Source organism: Pseudoxanthomonas sp. CF125 (assembly GCF_900104085.1).
Classification (GTDB): Bacteria; Pseudomonadota; Gammaproteobacteria; order Xanthomonadales; family Xanthomonadaceae; genus Pseudoxanthomonas_A.
The window spans coordinates 2,027,476-2,046,107 of the sequence record NZ_FNLD01000001.1; the positions used below are offsets into that span (position 1 = coordinate 2,027,476).

The following is an 18,632-nucleotide window of genomic DNA, read 5'->3' on the forward strand; positions in this document are numbered from 1 at the left end:
TATGCTTGGTCGATTGAAAGCAACCGTGCTTGCGGGCTTCCATATCGAATCATTCAAACAAGCCGGCCGAAATTTGTCAGGCTCATATTGGAACCATCTTTATGCGCGCCATTCCCTGGACTCTGTTCGTCCTGCTTCCGTTGTTGGGTGGTTGCGTGGTCTTCGAACACAACCCAGTCGACCAACCCAAGTGCAATCCGAACCTTGCCGGGAACTGGATGGTAGTAGGTGGTGACTTGTTGGAAGACAGAAACGCTTCCTCCATACAGGTGGACGCCGCGTGTACCGTCCAATGGCATGACCTGCAGGATGGCCGGCGGGTGCATTTCAAGGCCCTGGGCTTCGACCACCACGGTTATCACTACCTCACGCTGTCGTCGGCAGACGTGCTGGCGCTACTGAGGCTCGAGCAGAACCAATCCTTGGACACGGAAGGCGGTGCCGAGGCAGCCGAAGGCGATAACAGCGTGATGCTTCTGCGCTATCAATTGCAAGGCGATGAGTTCACGGGGGAAATAATCAATCCTGACGCCGTCGAGCGTCTGATCGACAAGGGTGAGCTCAAGGGCACCAAAGAGGGCTCCTCGATAGTGGTGCAGGAATCGCCATTCCGACTGCGCCGATGGCTGACACGGGAGCCGGGAGTCTTTGGGAAGGGAAGAGAGGGGGATCCGGGATGAACCGTCCAGCCGGACCCACCTTGGGTAGAAAAACTATCGCCGCTTTTGGTCTTGTGGCGCTGTCGCTATTGTCCGTATACCCTGCTTACGCTCGTTCATCGAGCACATGCAAAGAGCAATGGTTCGAGGGTACAAGCGACGAGCCAGTGCTAATTACGCCATGCCGCAAACGGGCTGTATACGACCGCGGCCCGTACTACGGCGTGATCGATGGCAAGCCCTATTTCATGGTGACCGTTATCGAGCAATCGGCCCGATCCAGCCTGCTGGGTCGTGGATACAGCCACATTGCGGAGTCCCGCAATCGTTGGCTGCTGGAAGGCCAGATTGATGTCGCCGCGCTGCAGACTTGGCAGAAGAACGGCCGCTTATCGCCACGTTTTGCGACCGATGGCGTTTCTGTCTTCCATGAGGCCCAACAAATCAAGGGAGCCGATCCTGCGACCTTCGAGGCGCTCAACACGGAATTATCTACCGAAGCAAGCGATGATGACAGGCACTCCAAATGGTCCAGGGACGACCAGCATTTGTATTTCGGGAATGAGCCAGTACCGAATGCGAACCCTCACGACCTGCGCTTTATCAACAAGAACCTTTTCGCCAGCAATGGGCGCATATTCGAGCTCGGAATCGGTAGTTCTGAAGTACTGGAGCGACAGGACATGGACGCGTCATTGCACCCGCTCAATTGGGTTTACAGCGCAGACAAGCGACACGTTTACTTCCGCGGGAGAATCATCGACGGCGCAGACCCCGCTTCATTCCACGTGATGAGGGCTGTGTGTCCCATTCCCGGACATCCGGGGCTGCAATGCCGTGATCCCGGCCGATTCAACGAAGAAAGCACTTCGACCTCGGATCGTTGGTTCGGAAAGAAATCTTTCGGGCAGGACAAGAAGTATGTTTATGTCGACGATGAGATATTGCGCTTCTGGGTAGACGAGGCACATCCTGAGGTTCCAGCAGAGTCCGGCAATGCGGCCTTGTTTCTTACCGCAGACGATGGAAGTAGGTTCGGCGTCATCACCCGAACACACTTGATTTCAGTTGAAAACGGGCGAGTTCCATCGACCAAATCGATGAAGTATGAAGATCCTCTGTCAGGGAGAGTAAACGACCTGATTTGGTGAGCCCCCATCGGTCCAGCGTACGATGCGTATCGCCTTTGGCTCGACCCATCCTGCGAGTTCTGTACTCAATCGCTGCCCAGCGGAAAAATACCGGTCACCTGGTCGAGCCAGACATGATGCGTTTTCCCGGGATTTTGCAGATCGTCCAGGCGCAGCAGCGAATTGATCCCCTCCCTTCCCTCCGCATCGCGGAAGGTCTGCACGCTGGGGCGTACCGTCACCACTCCCTTCAGTTTTCTTCCGTCCGACAAGCTCAGCTCAACGGCGACCGCATCGTTCAATTCCATGATGCGCGACTCGATCAATGCGATCTGCGCCTGATCCGTATGCACTCGTTCGGCGATCTGCGTCATCCCCGTGCTCCGGCAAGTGGGAAGCGCAGGTTAGATCATGGGTCGTAGCGGAAGGTGAAGGCGCTTCGAAGCGCGTGGGATTCCTCTGCGACGGATACGAAGGCGGCGGCTTGGCCGCTACATGTTGCGGAACAGGGTCATGAACGGCTGACTGACCGTGAGCGTCTCGGGCCGCGATTTCAGCTTCACCGTGCCCTTCCCGGTATCGTCGCGCGCGATGGAAGCGATCGCTTTCAGATTGACGATGGTGGAGCGGTGGATCTGCTTGAAGATCGCCGGGTCCAGCACTTCCAGCAGCTCCCGGATGGGTTTGCGCAACAACGACTCGCCTTCGGCGGTCATCACCACGGTGTACTTGTGGTCGGCCTGGAAGTAGGCGACGTCGTCGACCATGATCAACCGCGTGTCCTTGCCCGCGCTGGCGGTGATCCAGACCAGCGGTTCGGTCGCCGCAGGTTGCAGGCGCGCCCCCAATTGCCTGACCAGTGCGGCCAGCGCATCGGCATCCGGATTGCCTTGCGCGATGCGCGCCTGCAGGCGCTGCACGGTCGCGGCCAGGCGTTCGGGCGCGATGGGCTTGAGCAGATAGTCCACGGCGCCCTTGTCGAAGGCGTCGATCGCGTACTGGTCGTAGGCGGTCACGAATACGATCTGCGTCTTCGGGCTGGCTTCGGCGGCCGCGGCAGCGACTTCAAGGCCGGTCAGGCCGGGCATGCGGATGTCGAGGAAAGCCACCTCCGGCTGATGCTCGGCGATGGCTTCCAGCGCTGCGCCGCCGTCTTCGCATTCGGCGACGATGCTCAGCCCGGGCCATGCTTCGGAAAGCAGTTTCGACAATTCGTTCCGAAGCAGCTCTTCGTCTTCGGCGATAACGCATTTAAGCATGGTCTCCTCCCTGCGCGTCGCTGGGAATGTTGATGGTCGCGGCCACACCGCTGGGGAAATTGGCGACGATGGAGAACGAAGCGGCTCCGCCATAGGCCAGGCGCAAACGCTCGCGTACGTTCTTCAAACCGATGCCGGTACCGCTGCTTCCCGCATTGAAACCCTGTCCGTCGTCGGCCACCGTGACCGCCAGCATGCCGTCGATAATGCGGGCGATGATCCACACCGTGCCGCCGCCCGACTTCGGTTCCAGACCGTGCTTGATCGCATTCTCCACCAGCGTCTGCAGCATCATCGCGGGGAACGGAATGGATTTCAGCGCATCGGGCACTTCGATCTGCAGGTTGAGGCGCGTGCCCATGCGGATCTTGAGGATTTCCAGATAGGCGCGTGCGCGTTCCAGTTCCTCCCCCAGCGTGGACAGCGAATCTTCCGTGCGCGGCAACGAATGGCGCAGGTAAGTGATCAGATTGCCCAGCATCTCGTCGGCGCGCGCCGGATCGCTGCGGGTCAGGTACTGCGCGCTGGCCAGGGTGTTGTAGAGGAAATGCGGTTCCACCTGCGCGTGCAGCAGGCTCAGCTTGGCGACGGTCAGTTCCTTCTCGGTGACGGTCTGCTGCGCGGCGGCCTGTTCGTTGCGGCGGTGCTCGGCCACGCGGCGGGTGATGGCGCGGGTGATGGCCTCGGCGTTCTCGAGGTTGGTGCCGTCGTCCACTTTGAACCAGTCGCTCCACGCGCCGCTTTCCGGTTCGCACACCAGGCTTACGCTGCTGGTGCCGTCGCGTGGCGTCACCGTGGCCAGGATCTGGTTGCGTTTGATGTGGATCCAGTACAGCGGATTGAAGCGGCCCGGGCTCTTGGTGCTGTAGGGATTGAGGCGAGTGACTTTGGAGCGCACCTGCAAGCTGTCGCGTGCGCTCTCGATCTCTTCCGAACGCGGCAGTTCGCGGACGGCGGCATCGACCAGGTCGAAAGCCTCGCCGGCCTCGAGCGGAATCTCCACCTGGCGGGAATGGCGATTGGCCAACGTGCCCGGATCGATGCGGCCGGCGATCAGACGGATGCGGCGGATATGGGAGACCGCCCCGGCGATCACGAACCCCAGTGTTACGACGAACAGGAGGAAGAACAATCCTTCCGGCGCATTGCCGTTGAAGACGCCGTTCCAGACCATCAGCAACAGGATGTACGCGAACGTCCAGGCGGCGGCGATGCGGAAGACGAAGAAGAAGCTGGTTTTCACGGAAAGTCCCGACGTTCTGGAGTGCGGTGGAGAGTAATCCCCCACCGCGCGCCTGTATTGTCCACTGCGACGAAACCCGGGATGCGGCGATGAAACCCGGCAACCCAGGTCATTGCCGGGTCCGCTGGCGGCCGGAAAAGGGCTGAAAAGCGCTCCGCAGCGCGCCTATCCCGCCTTGATCTTGTGCCCGCCGAATTCGTTGCGCATGGCCGCCAGCAGCTTGTCCGCGAAAGAATCGCTGTCGCGCGAGCGCAGACGTTCCAGCAGCGACAGGGTAATGACCGGCGCGGAGACGTTGAGATCGATGGCTTCCGCCGCGGTCCAACGGCCCTCGCCCGAATCTTCCACGTAAGGCGCTATGCCGGCCAGGCCCGGGTTCTTGCCCAGGGCGTCGGCGGTCAGGTCCAGCAGCCAGGAACGCACCACGCTGCCTTCGCGCCAGATCTCGGCGATCTGGTGCAGGTCCAGCGCGAAATCGGTCTTGTGCTGCATGATCGCGAAACCCTCGGCATAAGCCTGCATCAGCCCGTATTCGATGCCGTTATGGACCATCTTGGTGAAGTGCCCGGCGCCGCCGGGCCCCACCCTGCCCCAGCCGTGGTCGGGCGCTGGCGCCAAAGTGGCAAAGATGGGCCGCAACCGTTCCACCGCAGCGGTTTCTCCGCCGATCATCAGGCTGTAGCCCTCGGCCAGCCCCCACACCCCGCCGCTGGTGCCGCAATCGAGGTAATGCACACCCTGCGCGGCCAGCATCTCGCCGCGGCGCATGGTGTCTTTGTAAAAGGAATTGCCCCCATCGACCACCACGTCGTCGCGCGAAAGCAATGGCAGCAGTTGCGCCAGGGTATCGTCGACGATCTTTCCGGCCGGCACCATCAGCCAGAACACGCGCGGTGCGGCAAGCTGGCCGACCAGTTCGGCCAGCGACGCCGCCGGTGAAATGCCTTTGCCGGCGGCCAGCGCGCGCGCCTCCGGGCTGGGGTCGAACCCGACCGCAGCATGCCCGCCCCGCACCAGCCGTTCTGCCATGTTGGCGCCCATGCGGCCCAGGCCCACCATTCCAAATTGCATACGCATTCCTTCGTTCCGGGGTTATGCGCATAGCTTCGCATGCCGCTGCCCGAAGATCACCGGCGGCCAGCTGGCCCGAATGAAACGATGAATGCCGGCATCGTACGGACCGCGCGGGACGCGGCCCGTGCCTCAGTCGCGCACCAGGGTGACCAGTGCGCCGGTATCCAGGATCTGGAAGGTGTCGTTGTCGATCCGCCGCAGCGGCCTGCCGTCGTCCAGCGCGTAAGCGGCGGCCCGCTTCGCGTTGGCGTCGTTGTTCCCGTGCGTGGCGCCGGAATGACGGACCACATGGACCCGCTGCAGACTGCCGGCCTGATCCTGCGCGAAAAAAGAATGTTCGGCGTTCATCTTGTGCTCCCGTATCAGGATGCCCAACCGTACCCGCGCAAACCTCATCGCCAGGTGAAAACCCCTTCACCCTAGCGTAACGCGCCGGAATTCAGCCGTGCCGCACGCGCATGACGGTATCGCCCTGCCCTACCTCGACCAATACTCCGGTCGAATGGCCGGTCAGCACGTAACGAGTGTGGGCGAGGGTGTTGGCGGAAGCGACCGCGTCTTCCAATTGTTCGAACCAGTCACGGTTTCTGAGCTCATCGCGCACTTGCCAGCCGTTATAGCTGGCGGTGGTGGTGAACAGTACTCTCTGCATTTTTTCCTCCCGCAACGGCATGCAAGCGCAGGCATCGCGGCTTGCGTTGGCATGTTCGCGCGCGGTTGTTGCAACGGCATGTCCACCCGTTCGTCGGCTGGTAACGGAATTTGGCCGGTGTATGTGCTATTTCCGTTTTGATTGAGTACAGGGGGGATCGTGAACATCACGATGCCACACGAAATCCTTGAAAAGCGAAGGACACGAGTGCGCATGTGAAGGAGAGACCATGGGTCCGTTCCTCGATACGCACGTGGCTCCGCAGCAGGTAGCCCTGGACATCGAAGTAGAGCTCGAATACTGGCGGCGCTGCTACCGCAGGATGCCGTTCCATCGCCAGGGGCTTGCGTACGAAGTCTACGTGCCGGCGATTAAGTTCGCCTACGACTGCTATCTGTACCACCACCGCGACGAATTGAAATTTCTGTTCCCCGCCCTGAAGGAACGCTACCTGCGGCAATTTCCACTGCCGCAGCGTATCGAATGGCGCTCGGTGGAAAGAATCGTCAAAGCGGTGTGGCAACGGATACAGTCCGGAGAGCCCTGCCTTGGGTCGCGCAAGATAATGGGCACGCCGCTGCCACCGCCGCGCGCCACGGAAGCGCGCAAAGTCCGCAACGTGGCGCATGCCTGATCGGCGCGGGGCCTGACCGCCGTGGCGACGCAACGGGACCTATTCCAATAGCGTTAACAGGCCCTAGTATCCTGGCGGGAAAGCGCGCGGCCGGCAGGTCGCGTATTCCTCTTTTCCGGCCCGGAGAATGCCATGTCCCTTTCCATGTACCGTCTGTCGATCCCCGCCTTCGTGCGCGGCTTCGGCGTGCTCTCCGCTTATTTGGACAAAGCCGACGCGCATACGCAGGCCAACGGCCTGGAACCGGAGATACTGGTGCAGGCGCGGCTGTCGCCCGACATGCTGCCGCTGGCCGGCCAGGTGCAGCGCGCCAGCGATACCTCCAAGAATGCGATCGTGCGTCTGGCCGGCATCCCCGCGCCCAGCTTTCCCGATACCGAAACCACCTTCGCCGAGTTGCGGCAGCGCATCGGCGACACGCTCGATTTCTTCGCGAGCGTGGAGCCCACCCAACTCGAAGAAAGCGCGGCTCGCGAGGTCGTCCTGAAATTCGGCAAGATGCAGGCCACGCTCACCGGCGAGGAATACCTGCTGACCTTCGTGCTGCCCAACTTCTATTTCCACCTCGCCACCGCGCACGGCATCCTGCGCCATCAGGGCGTGCAGATCGGAAAGCTGGATTATCTGGGGCCGTTCGCCTGATCGGAAATATAAAGGGCGATCCGATCATTCTACCGAACGGCGCCACGCACGATGCTTACCCCTTCCGGCCCGGACAGCTGTTCAATCGCGGAAAGTCCAAGGATCAGCGCATCGCCATGGACATCAGCCACGGTGCCCCGGCGAATGGCCGCATGTGCGAAGACGGACAGTGGCGATAGATCGTCACGGTTGAAGACGCCGTGGCTGGCGGATACAACCTGTTCGACCTAGACCAGCTGCGCCTGGAGTACAGCGCGGATGAGTGGGAAAACCTGCTCATGTGCAGATTCATTGACGATAGCGCGTCGATATTCACGCTTTCCTACATGCAGCGTTGCATGGTCGATTCGCAGGAAGAGTGGAACGCCGCCCACCGTGTGCCACCGCAGCTTCTGGGTATCGTGCCCAAGAACGCGACCGGATTCGGCGGCATGGTGCCGACGGCAAAGGTGTCCGCGAAGAATGAGCTGATACCGTTCCAGAACCGATTTCTCGCCTTGAACGATTGGATCGGCGAAGAGGTGATCCGCTTCGACGAGTATTAACTTGAGGCTCAGGACTCAACATGTTCTGGCTGACTTCCATAATGTGCGAAGAGCCGCATTTACGGCTCTTCGCTCCCACCAAGCAACAATCAGCGATTAGGCTTCCACCGCCTCTCCCAGCACGGGAGCAATGGTTTACTTAGCAATTCTGGTAAGCAAATAAGCACAACCCCACCCTTGCCCGGGTGAAGCTCAGATTCAATGTTCATCAGTGGGTGGTACAGGCTGAATCGGTCCTACGGTGCCCCACAAGTCACCGCAGCCGTAGATACAGCCTGGCGATCCCGGATTCGTATAGACGATGCCACCGGCTCCGCCACTTCCGCCGCCACTGCCACCACCAGTCCAGCTGCTGTAGTAATAGCCTTCCGCAATGAACATGCCAGAAGCCTTGATATAGGTGTACAACGAGCACTTTGTACCGTTGCAAATAATGACCTGGTTTGGTCGACCTTGGCTGTCGACCCAGCTATCAACGGTTTGGTTGATTACGGTGAAGATGAATTCGTGGGTGCTTCCTCCAGCGTATCCTGTGCCTACCTCACAGCCTGTTGAGCAGTAAAATCTACCCACGTACTTGGCTAGTGCGACGCCGGAAACCAGCAGAGCCAGAACAAGAAAAATCTTAGCTTTTGTCTTCACACGCAATTCCTTTTTGTTTACTTCCGAATGATGAGTCTTTGTCCAAGTTGTTGCGCTTCCAACAATTCGCTCGGAGAGAGGCCGCGAGAAAAAAGTTCGGTCCAACTGCGTGACACTGTCGGACTTAGCTGACCTTTCGCATACGCATACGCATACGCCTTTATTTTGTCCTTTTCGCTAAACAAACCCACCCGATAATTCTCTGCCAGCCTTCCATAAGCTTCGGGGCTTCCGCTAGAGGCCGCCATGTTGAGAAACCTCATCGAGTCGGACTTATATTGGGCGATCAATTTGGGGTCGAGTGCATTTTTCTCTTCATTAAATACTGAAGACGCAATGCCAGGAAAATTCAACTGCGCTTGCAAATTCCCCCTCTCAGCGGCAAATTTCGCAAGATCATAAGCGGAAACCTTAGAATCTAGCGCTGAACAATCCAGCCCCCTCACACGCGACTCCTGGAATTGTCGCTTTTCGTTTGGTGTCATGTCCTCGGGCAGCATAAGGTCGGAGTCGGCTGCCCGGGTGCATCTCACTATCGATTCGGCATCTGCGTAGGCGCGTTCCGGCGACATAGACGCAGAAATAGCGTTTGCAACGCGCTGATCATTTGCCTGTGCGGAAGCCGTTTTTAATGAAGGAGATTCGGCCACAGTGCCCGCAGCTTCATTCGGATCACCTGCCGCGAGCTCCGTCTTGCTGGTGCGGTATGAGGCCCCGAAATATAGAAAGGCCAGCGCCGTAAGTGCAGCGGCTATTAGCAAACCCGTTCGCACAATCTTCATCCTGCTTGCCCCCTTCCGATCCTTGGTTCGATGGCGACCGACATGGACAATCGCGCCGTCAGTGATTGAACCAAGTTGAACCGATACCGTACGCGTTTACAAGCACCTGAGGCGCACCGCCTTTCCGTACCAAATTTTATTTCCCCGTATGGTTATGCGTGGTTGCAGCTCGGTGCGCGCGGTCGAGACCCCGCCAGGCCTGAGGCCTTTGCGCGTTGTTTTTGACTTCCCCCAGCGGGAAGCGCCGCGAGCCGCGCCGGCCAATGCTCGCCAGCAGCCTTACAGCGCGACGTGATCGACGCGGCGTGATGTAGGCGCGGCCTATTTGGATTAGCGCTCCAAGGGTCGGCGAACCGCTCCCAAAGCAGGTGCCCATCGGAAACAGGCAATTATGGTAACCACCCCGGAAAAGCGGTTCAGGGCTTGCCTGGCGCCAACCGGGACGACAATCGCCAGACCGTGTTTCCCACGTCGTCGGCGATCAGAATCGCACCTGCCTTGTCCTGGGCCACGCCGACCGGACGTCCTTGCGCTTGGCCTTTGTCGTTGAGGAAACCCTCCAGCACGGTTTCCATCGGCCCGGACGGTACGCCTTCGTTGAAAGGCACGAACACCACCTTGTAGCCGCTGAGCGGCTTGCGGTTCCAGGAGCCGTGCAAGCCGATGAAGGCTCCGTTGTGGAAACGCGGCGGAAGCGCCTGACCGGTGTAGAACGCCAGGCCCAACGGCGCGACGTGCGACCCCAGCGCGTAGTCAGGCGGGATGGCCTTGGCCACCAGTGCGGGATTCTGCGGTTTCACCCGCTTGTCCACATGCTGGCCGTAGTAGCTGTAGGGAAAACCGTAGAACGCGCCTTCGCGCACCGAGGTCAGATAGTCCGGCACCAGATCGTTGCCCAACTCATCGCGTTCGTTCGCCACCGCCCACAGTTTTCCGTCCTGGGGTTGCCAGGCCAGCGCGGTGGGATTGCGCAGGCCGCTGGCGAATACGCGGCGGGTGCCGGCGGCGATATCGATCTCCAGCACGGCCGCGCGGTCGACCTCCTTGTCCATGCCGTTCTCGCCGATATTGCTGTTGGAACCTACGCCCACATACAAACGCTTGCCGTCGGCGCTGGCGACCATGCTCTTGGTCCAGTGATGATTGAGCGTGCCCGCCGGCAGATCCGCGACCTTCGCGGGAGCGGCGGTGATCTGCGTATCGCCTTCGCGATAAGGAAAACCCACCACCGCATCGGTATTGGCCACGTACAGGGTTTCGGCGACCAGGGCGATGCCGAACGGGGAATTCAGGTTCTGCAGGAACGCACTGCGCGTTTCCGCCACGCCATCGCCATCGGCGTCGCGCAGCAATGTGATGCGGTTGGCGCTGGGCACGCCTGCCCCGGCTTTTTTCATCGTCGATTTCATCACCGCGCCTTTGATGCCCTTGCCGTCATCGGGTTTGGGAGGCGCGTTGGTTTCGGCCACAAGCACGTCGCCGTTGGGCAGTACGTACACGGTGCGCGGATGATCCAGGCCGCTGGCGAAGGCGTTGACTGCGAAATCCTGGGCCGCCACGGGCTTTCCCTGCGCCGGCCAACCCACGGCCGGGGCGATATCCACGGTGGGGATCAACGAGGTCCTGGGTTCGGCCAGCACCGGCGAGGGGCCCGTATCCTGCGCCACCGGTGTTTCGGTATGGCCGTTCGTGCAAGCCGACAGCAGCGTCGACGCGGACAGACAGACGGCACAGCACGCATGTTTCATGGTTCGGCGTCCAGCGTGGCAGTGACGGAAGTTTGCTACCCGGAAGGTCAATCCGGTGTGATCGTCGGCCTGGGGACGCGAAAACGGAGCGGCAACGGTTTAGCATCGTCTGCCGCCCTAACGGACCTTCCGATGTCTTCCTGGCAAACGCTGTTGCGCGATGTTCCCGACTTCCCCAGGCCTGGGATCCTGTTCAAGGACATCACTCCGGTGCTGGCCGACGCCGATGCATTCGCCACCGCGATTAGGGAAATGGCCGCACCATGGCGCGGAGAAAACCTGGATGCCGTGGTCGGCGTAGAATCGCGCGGCTTCATTCTCGGCGCCGCTCTGGCGCTGGAGTTGGGCACCGGTTTCGTGCCGGCGCGCAAACCGGGAAAATTGCCGGCGCGCACGCTGTCGCTGGAATACGCGCTGGAATACGGCAGCGACCGCTTGCATATCCATACCGATGCGTTGCCGCCCGGCGCACGCGTGATCGTGGTCGATGATGTGCTGGCTACCGGCGGCACGCTGAAAGCCGCGCTCGCTTTGACCCGGCAACAAGGCGCCGAAGTCGTCGGCGCTGCCGTGCTGCTGGAGCTCGGTTTCCTGGACGCGCGCAAGGGCTGGAACGATCCGGCGCCGCTGTGGGCGGCGGCGGTGTTCTAAGACCGTTCGGAAGCCTCAGCTTCCTCCAAGATAGGCCGCCTTGCCCAGCGGCACGCCGGCGTGGCGCAGGATCGCGTACGCAGTGGCGACATGGAAATACAGGTTGGGAGTGACGAAACTCAGTAGATAGGTGCGGCCATCGAAGCTGAGCGGCTCCTTGTCGCGCCGCGGAACCGAGATCGGCCGCGTCTCGCTACCTGCGAACTGTTCCGGCGTGAAGGTGCCCAGGTATTCGATAGCGCGATCCAGCCGATCGTAAAGCTGGGCGAACGTGGTTTCGTTGTCTTCGAAACGCAACGCTTCCACACCCGCCAGCCGTGCGGCGGCGTTCTTGGCACCGTCGGTGGCGATCTGCACCTGGCGCAGCAGCGGAAACATGTCCGGATACAGCCGCGTCTGCAGCAGCACGCCCGCATCATAGCCCTGCGCTTGCGCATGGGCCTCGCCCTTGGCCAGCAACTGGCGCAGATTGCGCAGCGCGCGCTGGCCGACCGGTACGGTGGCCTGGTACATGGAAAGGGTATCGCTCATGGTGCTGCCGCCTGAAGGATGAGAGCGGCGAGTCTACGCACCATGGCGGCGGCGGATTAGCCCGAAATTGCGGGAGAGTGCATCCCGCGCGCCGCCATCGGGTTTTCACGGAACCTTGCCGACCCCAGCGCGTCCAATGCCGCATGCGTATCTGGCTCCTATCGCTTTTTCTGCTGCCGACCACGTGCCTGGCGGCCACGCATACGCGCGTGCTGCAGGCGGGCGATACGCGCCTGCGGGTGGAAATAGTCGATGAGGACGATCCTGCGCGCCTGCGGATGCTGCAGCGCTGGATCGAAGAGGCCGCCGATGCCGCCAAGACCCGATCGGGCCGTTTTCCGTTGCGCGACGCTTACGTGCGCATACAGCAGACCGACAGCGACGACGACAGCCCGGTGCCCTGGGGGCAGACGCGCCGTCGCGGCGAAACCGGCGTGCTGCTGTATGTGCGGCGCGATGCCAGCTACGAACAATTGCGTGCGGACTGGACGGCGGTGCATGAACTATCGCACCTGTTCCATCCCTACCTGGGCGACAGCGGACGCTGGCTGGCGGAAGGATTGGCCAGCTACTACCAGAACGTCGCGCGCGCCCGCGCCGGCATGCTGAACGAGGAAGAGGCGTGGCGGCGGCTGGATGCCGGATTCCGTCGCGGCGAAGCCGCCGCCACCAGCGCGCGGCTGGATGCGATGGGGCGCGGGCGCGGCGGCACCATGCGCGTGTACTGGGCCGGCGCCGCGTACTGGCTGGAAGCCGATCTGGCGCTGCGACGCGGCTCCGGCACCACTCTCGATGCGATCCTCGACCGTTATGCCGAGTGCTGCCTGCGCGGCACGGATTCGGTGATGCCGCAGGATTTCGCCGCGGCGCTGGATAATCTTGCGGGCAACGACACTTTCTCGGCGCTGTATCGCCGCTACGCGGCCATGCGCGGGTTCCCTTCTCTGGACGATGCCTATGCGCAACTCGGCATCAGCAGGAACGGCGATGGGCTCGCGTTTTCCGGCGACGCAAAAGCCAGGCAGCTGCGCGACGCCATCATGGCGCCGCGCCAGCAATCGTCTTCTACCCGGTGGGCAGCGCCTGCGTCATCACCCAGTCGTCCTTGACGTCGTCGCCGACTTTGAAAAGGGAACTCCCGACGATCTGGAAACCGTGCTTCTGATAAAAACGGATCGCCTGGGCCGCTTCCTGCCAGACGTTGAGCCAGACCGAACGCGAACCGCGCAGACTGGCGGCAGCCAGCAAATTGGCGACCAGCTGCGCAGCCAGGCCACGGCCATGGAATGCGGAGTCCAGATAGATTCGGCCCAGCTCCACCGTCGGTAGCGGGTTCACCACCGGTGGCGGCGCAGAACCCCAGCGCAACTGCGCAAAACCGGCCCATTGCCCATCCTGCTCCACGATTACGGTGAGCGTGTCGGGGTCGCGAATCTCGCTCGACTGCAATTCAGGCGTGTACACGGTGTCCAGGAAACGGGCCACGTTCTCCGGACTGCTGCAATGGCCGTTGGCAGCCAGGAAAGTCCGGCGCATCAACGCCGACAGGGCGGCGGCATCGGCCGGACGGGCTGGACGGATTACGGCGTTGGTTCTCATCGGTTCTTGCATATCGGAAGCGTTACCTTAACGCAAACGCAAACCTGTTGCGGGCCAGGACATGCGCATCCCGCGCGCGATCCTTCAAAGCGTTAGCGTGGGAACGGTCACCTTGGGCATCAGGCGCTGGGTGAAGTACCTGTCCTGGTAGTACTTGATCTTGTCGCACTTCACCGGGTAGGGGATGCCCTCGTACAAGAACACTTCCTTGTCGAACCCCATCGCCTTGAGTTCCTGCGGCAGCATCAGCGCGCGCTTCTCTTCCGATTCGCTGAACGACACGCTGCCCTGGGCGCCGTGCGACTGCGAGCGGTTGCGCTTGCGCACCGTGGTGTAGCCCAGCATGTCGGAATAGTCGTTGGCGTCCTGCTGTTCGCGCGGGGCGTAGATGATCTGCAGCGCGTGGTTGGTGATGATGGTGCGCGAGACGTCCTTGCCGTAAGTGGCATCGAGCTGCGACATGCTCTGGATGATGGGCAGCAGGCGGATGTTGTAGCCGGCCATGTAGGACACCGCCGAGGAGATGATCTCCACCTTGCCGATGGCGGTGAATTCGTCCATCAGCAACAGGCACTGGTGCTTGAGCGCCGGATTGCTCTGCGGCAGCTCCTTGGTGTTGAGGTTGATGATCTGGTTGAAGAACAGATTCACGATGAGCCGGCTCTCGGCCAGCTTGTTGGGCTGGATGCCGATGTAGATGGTCATCTTCTTCTTGCGCACGTCGGTGAGCAGGAAATCGTTGGCGCTGGTGGCCGCGTCCAGCACCGGATTGATGAAGGCGTTGAGCGGTTCCTTGAAGGTGCCCAGGATGGAAGCGAAGGTCTCCTCGGCCTGCGACAGCAGGTTGGCGAAGGCGGTCCTGGCGTGATTGCTGAGGAACGGTTGCTTGGACAGGTTCTGCAGGTAGGCCTTCAACTCGCTGCCATCGCCCGAGGACAACCGGTAGATGCCGCCCAGGGTCGGGAAAGACAGGAATTCCTTGGGGTAACCCTGCCGGTGCTGCTCATCGAAATTCTCGAACAGATACAGCGCGAAGGCGGTGAACGCATTGCGCGCCTGGCTGACCCAGAATTTCTGGTCGTCCGCGCCATCGGGATACAGCATGGCCGCGATGCTCTGCAGATCGGAAATGCGGAAGGCCGGATCCTGCGATACGTAGCTCAGCGGGTTCCAGCGGTGCGTGCGGCGGTCTTCGGCGAAGGGATTGAACAGATAGATTTCCTGGCCCTGGCTGGCGCGCCAGCCGCTGGTCAGGTCGAAGTTCTCCTGCTTGATGTCCAGCACCACCATCGATTCCTGGTAGTCCAGCAGGTTGGGAATGACGATGCCCACGCCCTTGCCCGAGCGCGTGGGCGCGGCCAGGATCACGAACTGCTGCCCGCTCAGGCGCACCAGCTTGCCGTTGAACTTGCCGACCACGATGCCGTTGTCGGACTGCTTGAACAGGCCATGCTTGGCCAGATCGCCCGCACCGGCGAAGCGCGCATCGCCGTGCATCGATTGCCTGGACGGCCGGAATATCAGGAACAGCAACGCCAGCCACGCCAGCAGGGGAATACCGAAACCCAGGTAACCGGCCACTTTGATCTTGCCGGCGTAACGCCGCACCTGGGGCAGGTCCAATGCGTTCCAGTATTCGAGGTAGGTATTCCACTTCAACAGGCCCGTATCGAGCTTGAGCAGCAGCAGCGCCAGGTAGCCGGACAGGTACAGCCCCGCCAGCAACAGTGCCAGCAAAACGATCAATGCGAAGACGAGCTTTTTCGGGTTCACCTGCAACTCCTTGCCGTATCCATTCTTCCTTGAGGCTCGCCGCTTCAGCGCCGAGGTTTGGCCGTCTTGACCGCTCTTGCCGGCGCGGGCGGATCGCCGCGTTGCGCGTTTTCTTCTTCGATCAGCCTGTCCGCCCAATCCCGCGCGTTTTCAAGACTGGGGTCGTACCGCAGTTTCTCGCCTGTCGGCGACAGAACGGCGTAGCCGGTCACCTCGGACGGATCGAATTGCGCTTCATCGGTGAGAGCGACGATCAGATAGCGTCCCCTGACGAGCATCGTGTGGCTGTATTCCGTCATGGCCTGGCCTCCTGGCTTGTGCTCCGATCATAGTACGTACCGCCTGCCCAATTGAAGTCCCTGCGGGCAGCCGAAGGTCCGTGGAACGGATCAGGCTGCCGATCGCAGCGGCGATCGGGTCGCCGCGATCGCCTGTTCCACCAATGCCCAGTCCGCGCCAGGGCGGTGCGCGCCCTCGCTCAGCACCTGGCGGAAGGCGCGGCCGCCGGGCTGTCCATGGAACAGGCCCAGCACATGCCGTGCGATGTGCTTCAGCGCCAAACCTTGGGCGAGCTTGCTCTCCACATAAGGGCGCAATGCGCGCAGCAGTTGCGCGCGCGGCAGGATTTCCCCGCCCGACAACGCCGCATCCAACCGATGCAGCAGATAGGGATCGTGATAAGCCGCGCGGCCCAGCATCACACCGTCGGTATGCTGCAGGTGCTCCAGCGAATCTTCGAGGGTGGCGATACCGCCATTGACCGCGATGGTCAACTCCGGGCGTTCGCGCTTGATCCGGTACGCCCAGTCGTAGCGCAGCGGCGGCACTTCGCGGTTTTCCTTGGGCGAGAGGCCTTTCAGCCACGCATTGCGCGCATGCACGAAGAAGACGCGGCAGCCTGCGGCGGCTACGGTATCGATGAAGGCGGCGAAGCGGTCGTAGTCGTTTTCCTCGTCCACGCCCAGGCGGCACTTCACGGTGACCGGAATATCCACCGCGGCGATCATCGCCGCGACGCTGTCCGCCACCAGTGCCGGCTCTTTCATCAGGCAGGCGCCGAAGCGACCGGCCTGCACGCGATCGGAAGGGCAGCCGACATTGAGGTTGATCTCGTCGAAACCATGCTCCTGCCCTACCCGCGCAGCGCCAGCCAGCAATACGGGGTCACTGCCGCCTAATTGCAGGGCAACCGGATTCTCGACCGTATCGCGCGCCAGCAAGCGCGCGCGATCGCCCTGCAGCACCGCATTGGCGTGCACCATCTCGGTATAAAGGCGCGCACGCGGCGCCAGCAGCCGGTGGAACACGCGGCAATGGCTGTCGGTCCAGTCCATCATCGGAGCGACGGACAGGCGCAGGGAATCGGAGGCAGGCAAGGCGTAGGACATGCGCCATTGTAAAGGGTGGGCCAATCGACCTCATCCCGGGGGCGCATTGCAAGCCGTCGCCCTTCCCTGCGGGCTCCAACCTGACGGTCGGGCGCAGGGAAAGGCAACTGCAATCGAAAAAAGGGGCTTTGCCTGGTGCTGAATGAAGAACCGGCGCTAGCTGACCAGCACGTCGCTCTTGGCATGCGCGAACACGACCTGGTTGCCGTCCTGGTCCTGCACGATCGCCACGTCCACCAGATCGGATCTGGATTTCTCGCCGATGCGTATGCCCTTGGATTCAAGGCCGGCGATTTCGCGGTCCAGGTCCTCCACTACCAGCGTCACCGACGACAGCCCCGCACGGCTGCCGTCCTCGAACACCTGCACGCAGCCGCCATTGGGAAGCTGCCATTCGGCCATTTCGTCCATCGGGCGCGAGGCCGGCCCCAGTATCTGCTCGTACCAGACCACGGCGGTATCGATGTCCTTGACTGCGATTCCCGCCAGTGCATTGACGATGGACATGACGTTCACCTTTCGCTGGGGATAAGCAACTGGATACAGAAGACGCGGTTATTTGCCGGTGAAACCCGAGCGGCCTTTTCCCGGAGATATGAACAGGCGGCTACGCGGCCAGCGACAGGTCCGGCAATTCCGCTTCTGTCCGCAGTCGAAGTCCGAACTGTTCGGCCAGCTTGTCCAACAGCACCGGCTTCACCGCGTCCATGCCGGACGGCCCGCCCAGATCGGACAGCGTGGTGACTTCCAGGCCCTGGTAGCCGCAGGGATTGATGCGGTGGAACGGCTCCAGATCCATGCCGATGTTGAAGGCCAGGCCATGGAAGGTGCAGCCGCGGCGCACGCGGATGCCCAGCGCGGCGACCTTGGCGCCGGCGACGTAGACGCCGGGCGCGCCTTCCTTGCGTTCGGCGTGGATGTTCCATTCGGCCGCCGTATCGATGATGGCCTGTTCGATACGGTTGACGTACTCGCGCACGCCGACCTTCATGCGTTTCAGGTCGAACAGCGGATAGGCCACGATCTGCCCGGGGCCGTGGTAAGTCACCTGGCCGCCGCGATCGACATGGATCACAGGGATATCGCCAGCCGCCAGTACGTGCTCGGGTTTTCCGGCCTGGCCCAGAGTGAACACCGGATCGTGTTCGACCATCCAGATTTCGTCTTCGGTCTGCTCGCCGCGCGCATCGGTGAAGCGCTGCATTGCGCGCCACACCGGCTCATAGGCCTGTCGGCCCAGTTCTCGCACGCGGCCCGGCAGCACGGTCAGATCGTCCACTTCACCTCCGGGTGCGAGCGCAGGGCGTGGTGGGCGGCGTCGTACTGCGCGCGGTCTTCGGCACGGAAACCGATGCGCACCGAGACGTACTTGCCGCTGGAGGAATGCTTCCAGCTGATGCTTTCCTCCAGCACTTCGATGCCGGCGACGGTCAGCAGGCGCGGCAGCTCGGTTTCCAGCCCGCTGTCGGCCGAGCCCATGGCGCTGAGCTCGAAAGTGCCGGGGAACTGGAAGCCGTGGTCGGGGTTGTCGGATTTGAGGTTGTCAGGTTTGATGCTCATGCGGGGATTATTGGGCCGTTGCCGCTGAAACCCAAGCATTGCGGAAGTTGCGTGGGAGCGGCGTCCCGCCGCGAGCTTTTAGCCAGTTGCCATTCCAGCTTCAAAGCAGAAGCGAGAGCT

Annotated in this window: 23 protein-coding genes and 1 pseudogene; 7 read left to right on the forward strand and 17 right to left on the reverse strand. The window is 61.7% G+C overall.

Annotation, left to right across the window (positions count from 1 at the left end; all coding sequences use genetic code 11):
• Nucleotides 1-101: 101 nt before the first annotated feature.
• Complete coding sequence (locus BLR66_RS09025) at nt 102-680, forward strand: hypothetical protein (protein WP_093283698.1); 579 nt, start codon at nt 102-104, stop codon at nt 678-680.
• Nucleotides 677-1,810 carry a DKNYY domain-containing protein gene (locus BLR66_RS09030; protein WP_176943805.1) on the forward strand — a complete coding sequence of 378 codons (1,134 nt, stop codon included), beginning with the start codon at nt 677-679 and terminating at the stop codon, nt 1,808-1,810. The genes BLR66_RS09025 and BLR66_RS09030 overlap by 4 nt, the downstream gene beginning before the upstream one ends.
• 65 nt (nt 1,811-1,875) lie before the next feature.
• Here BLR66_RS09030 and BLR66_RS09035 read toward each other — a convergent pair whose 3' ends face one another.
• The 6 genes from BLR66_RS09035 to BLR66_RS09060 form a co-directional block, all read right to left on the reverse strand.
• Nucleotides 1,876-2,163: a DUF3247 family protein gene (locus BLR66_RS09035; protein WP_093283707.1), complete on the reverse strand. Its 288-nt coding sequence runs from the start codon at nt 2,161-2,163 to the stop codon at nt 1,876-1,878.
• Nucleotides 2,164-2,280: 117 nt separating this feature from the next.
• The gene (locus BLR66_RS09040; protein WP_093283711.1) at nt 2,281-3,048 is read right to left on the reverse strand and encodes a LytR/AlgR family response regulator transcription factor; all 768 of its coding nucleotides are present in this window, start codon (nt 3,046-3,048) and stop codon (nt 2,281-2,283) included.
• Nucleotides 3,041-4,291 (reverse strand): sensor histidine kinase, encoded by a 1,251-nt coding sequence (locus BLR66_RS09045; protein WP_255402351.1) that lies wholly within the window; start codon nt 4,289-4,291, stop codon nt 3,041-3,043. The genes BLR66_RS09040 and BLR66_RS09045 overlap by 8 nt, the downstream gene beginning before the upstream one ends.
• Nucleotides 4,292-4,456: 165 nt before the next feature.
• Complete coding sequence (gene gnd / locus BLR66_RS09050; RefSeq protein WP_093283716.1) at nt 4,457-5,362, reverse strand: phosphogluconate dehydrogenase (NAD(+)-dependent, decarboxylating); 906 nt, start codon at nt 5,360-5,362, stop codon at nt 4,457-4,459.
• A 132-nt stretch (nt 5,363-5,494) separates the two neighbouring features.
• Nucleotides 5,495-5,713 (reverse strand): hypothetical protein, encoded by a 219-nt coding sequence (locus BLR66_RS09055; protein WP_093283721.1) that lies wholly within the window; start codon nt 5,711-5,713, stop codon nt 5,495-5,497.
• A 91-nt stretch (nt 5,714-5,804) separates the two neighbouring features.
• Entirely contained in the window at nt 5,805-6,017 is a 213-nt protein-coding gene (locus BLR66_RS09060) for a hypothetical protein (protein WP_093283726.1), read from the reverse strand.
• A 229-nt stretch (nt 6,018-6,246) separates the two neighbouring features.
• Between BLR66_RS09060 and BLR66_RS09065 the strand changes: the two genes are divergently transcribed.
• From BLR66_RS09065 to BLR66_RS19400, 3 genes and pseudogenes are all read left to right on the forward strand, one after another.
• Nucleotides 6,247-6,651, forward strand: a complete 405-nt coding sequence (locus BLR66_RS09065; protein ID WP_093283730.1) for a hypothetical protein — start codon at nt 6,247-6,249, stop codon at nt 6,649-6,651.
• A gap of 132 nt (nt 6,652-6,783) precedes the next feature.
• Nucleotides 6,784-7,293, forward strand: a complete 510-nt coding sequence (locus tag BLR66_RS09070) for a DUF1993 domain-containing protein (RefSeq protein WP_093283735.1) — start codon at nt 6,784-6,786, stop codon at nt 7,291-7,293.
• 32 nt (nt 7,294-7,325) lie between these two features.
• Nucleotides 7,326-7,655 (forward strand): annotated as a pseudogene (locus tag BLR66_RS19400) (terminase family protein); the annotation flags it as partial.
• Between the two features lie 381 nt (nt 7,656-8,036).
• On the opposite strand, the gene BLR66_RS18885 reads toward BLR66_RS19400, so the two are convergent.
• The 3 genes from BLR66_RS18885 to BLR66_RS09085 all read right to left on the reverse strand — a co-directional run bounded on the left by BLR66_RS18885 (nt 8,037) and on the right by BLR66_RS09085 (nt 11,010).
• The gene (locus tag BLR66_RS18885; protein ID WP_143014593.1) at nt 8,037-8,480 is read right to left on the reverse strand and encodes a hypothetical protein; all 444 of its coding nucleotides are present in this window, start codon (nt 8,478-8,480) and stop codon (nt 8,037-8,039) included.
• A 17-nt stretch (nt 8,481-8,497) separates the two neighbouring features.
• Nucleotides 8,498-9,262, reverse strand: coding sequence for a hypothetical protein (locus BLR66_RS09080; protein WP_143014594.1), 765 nt, complete (start codon nt 9,260-9,262; stop codon nt 8,498-8,500).
• Between the two features lie 416 nt (nt 9,263-9,678).
• Nucleotides 9,679-11,010: a PQQ-dependent sugar dehydrogenase gene (locus BLR66_RS09085; protein WP_093283744.1), complete on the reverse strand. Its 1,332-nt coding sequence runs from the start codon at nt 11,008-11,010 to the stop codon at nt 9,679-9,681.
• Between the two features lie 132 nt (nt 11,011-11,142).
• Here BLR66_RS09085 and BLR66_RS09090 point away from each other — a divergent pair, with 132 nt between their 5' ends.
• Complete coding sequence (locus BLR66_RS09090; RefSeq protein WP_093283752.1) at nt 11,143-11,661, forward strand: adenine phosphoribosyltransferase; 519 nt, start codon at nt 11,143-11,145, stop codon at nt 11,659-11,661.
• A 15-nt stretch (nt 11,662-11,676) separates the two neighbouring features.
• Here BLR66_RS09090 and BLR66_RS09095 read toward each other — a convergent pair whose 3' ends face one another.
• Nucleotides 11,677-12,192, reverse strand: a complete 516-nt coding sequence (locus BLR66_RS09095; protein ID WP_093283755.1) for a DUF1993 domain-containing protein — start codon at nt 12,190-12,192, stop codon at nt 11,677-11,679.
• Between the two features lie 143 nt (nt 12,193-12,335).
• On the opposite strand from BLR66_RS09095, the gene BLR66_RS09100 reads away from it, so the two are divergent.
• Nucleotides 12,336-13,301, forward strand: a complete 966-nt coding sequence (locus BLR66_RS09100) for a M61 family metallopeptidase (protein ID WP_093283760.1) — start codon at nt 12,336-12,338, stop codon at nt 13,299-13,301.
• Here the strand turns inward: BLR66_RS09100 and BLR66_RS09105 are convergent.
• The 7 genes from BLR66_RS09105 to BLR66_RS09135 all read right to left on the reverse strand — a co-directional run bounded on the left by BLR66_RS09105 (nt 13,258) and on the right by BLR66_RS09135 (nt 18,512).
• The gene (locus tag BLR66_RS09105; protein WP_176943806.1) at nt 13,258-13,791 is read right to left on the reverse strand and encodes a GNAT family N-acetyltransferase; all 534 of its coding nucleotides are present in this window, start codon (nt 13,789-13,791) and stop codon (nt 13,258-13,260) included. The two genes, BLR66_RS09100 and BLR66_RS09105, sit on opposite strands and share 44 nt — an antisense overlap.
• Nucleotides 13,792-13,875: 84 nt before the next feature.
• Nucleotides 13,876-15,564 (reverse strand): type IV secretory system conjugative DNA transfer family protein, encoded by a 1,689-nt coding sequence (locus BLR66_RS09110; protein ID WP_176943807.1) that lies wholly within the window; start codon nt 15,562-15,564, stop codon nt 13,876-13,878.
• A 44-nt stretch (nt 15,565-15,608) separates the two neighbouring features.
• Entirely contained in the window at nt 15,609-15,863 is a 255-nt protein-coding gene (locus BLR66_RS09115; protein ID WP_093283771.1) for a hypothetical protein, read from the reverse strand.
• Nucleotides 15,864-15,953: 90 nt separating this feature from the next.
• Nucleotides 15,954-16,952 (reverse strand): tRNA dihydrouridine(20/20a) synthase DusA, encoded by a 999-nt coding sequence (gene dusA, locus BLR66_RS09120; protein WP_093283775.1) that lies wholly within the window; start codon nt 16,950-16,952, stop codon nt 15,954-15,956.
• 156 nt (nt 16,953-17,108) lie between these two features.
• Nucleotides 17,109-17,459, reverse strand: a complete 351-nt coding sequence (locus BLR66_RS09125; protein WP_093283780.1) for a VOC family protein — start codon at nt 17,457-17,459, stop codon at nt 17,109-17,111.
• Nucleotides 17,460-17,559: 100 nt separating this feature from the next.
• The gene (lipB, locus tag BLR66_RS09130) at nt 17,560-18,222 is read right to left on the reverse strand and encodes a lipoyl(octanoyl) transferase LipB (protein WP_093284650.1); all 663 of its coding nucleotides are present in this window, start codon (nt 18,220-18,222) and stop codon (nt 17,560-17,562) included.
• Nucleotides 18,219-18,512, reverse strand: a complete 294-nt coding sequence (locus BLR66_RS09135) for a DUF493 family protein (RefSeq protein WP_093283785.1) — start codon at nt 18,510-18,512, stop codon at nt 18,219-18,221. The genes lipB and BLR66_RS09135 overlap by 4 nt, the downstream gene beginning before the upstream one ends.
• Nucleotides 18,513-18,632: the final 120 nt, after the last annotated feature.

Coding starts and splice junctions, on each gene's coding strand:
- BLR66_RS09055 (WP_093283721.1), bottom strand. CDS start 5,713: ATGAACGCCGAACATTCTTTTTTCGCGCAGGATCAGGCCGGCAGTCTG.
- BLR66_RS09095 (WP_093283755.1), bottom strand. CDS start 12,192: ATGAGCGATACCCTTTCCATGTACCAGGCCACCGTACCGGTCGGCCAG.
- BLR66_RS09080 (WP_143014594.1), bottom strand. CDS start 9,262: ATGAAGATTGTGCGAACGGGTTTGCTAATAGCCGCTGCACTTACGGCG.
- BLR66_RS09135 (WP_093283785.1), bottom strand. CDS start 18,512: ATGAGCATCAAACCTGACAACCTCAAATCCGACAACCCCGACCACGGC.
- BLR66_RS09125 (WP_093283780.1), bottom strand. CDS start 17,459: ATGTCCATCGTCAATGCACTGGCGGGAATCGCAGTCAAGGACATCGAT.
- BLR66_RS09030 (WP_176943805.1), top strand. CDS start 677: ATGAACCGTCCAGCCGGACCCACCTTGGGTAGAAAAACTATCGCCGCT.
- BLR66_RS09090 (WP_093283752.1), top strand. CDS start 11,143: ATGTCTTCCTGGCAAACGCTGTTGCGCGATGTTCCCGACTTCCCCAGG.
- BLR66_RS09040 (WP_093283711.1), bottom strand. CDS start 3,048: ATGCTTAAATGCGTTATCGCCGAAGACGAAGAGCTGCTTCGGAACGAA.
- dusA (WP_093283775.1), bottom strand. CDS start 16,952: ATGTCCTACGCCTTGCCTGCCTCCGATTCCCTGCGCCTGTCCGTCGCT.
- BLR66_RS09085 (WP_093283744.1), bottom strand. CDS start 11,010: ATGAAACATGCGTGCTGTGCCGTCTGTCTGTCCGCGTCGACGCTGCTG.
- BLR66_RS09065 (WP_093283730.1), top strand. CDS start 6,247: ATGGGTCCGTTCCTCGATACGCACGTGGCTCCGCAGCAGGTAGCCCTG.
- BLR66_RS09060 (WP_093283726.1), bottom strand. CDS start 6,017: ATGCAGAGAGTACTGTTCACCACCACCGCCAGCTATAACGGCTGGCAA.
- BLR66_RS09035 (WP_093283707.1), bottom strand. CDS start 2,163: ATGACGCAGATCGCCGAACGAGTGCATACGGATCAGGCGCAGATCGCA.
- BLR66_RS09100 (WP_093283760.1), top strand. CDS start 12,336: ATGCGTATCTGGCTCCTATCGCTTTTTCTGCTGCCGACCACGTGCCTG.
- gnd (WP_093283716.1), bottom strand. CDS start 5,362: ATGCAATTTGGAATGGTGGGCCTGGGCCGCATGGGCGCCAACATGGCA.
- BLR66_RS09070 (WP_093283735.1), top strand. CDS start 6,784: ATGTCCCTTTCCATGTACCGTCTGTCGATCCCCGCCTTCGTGCGCGGC.
- BLR66_RS09105 (WP_176943806.1), bottom strand. CDS start 13,791: ATGAGAACCAACGCCGTAATCCGTCCAGCCCGTCCGGCCGATGCCGCC.
- BLR66_RS09115 (WP_093283771.1), bottom strand. CDS start 15,863: ATGACGGAATACAGCCACACGATGCTCGTCAGGGGACGCTATCTGATC.
- BLR66_RS09025 (WP_093283698.1), top strand. CDS start 102: ATGCGCGCCATTCCCTGGACTCTGTTCGTCCTGCTTCCGTTGTTGGGT.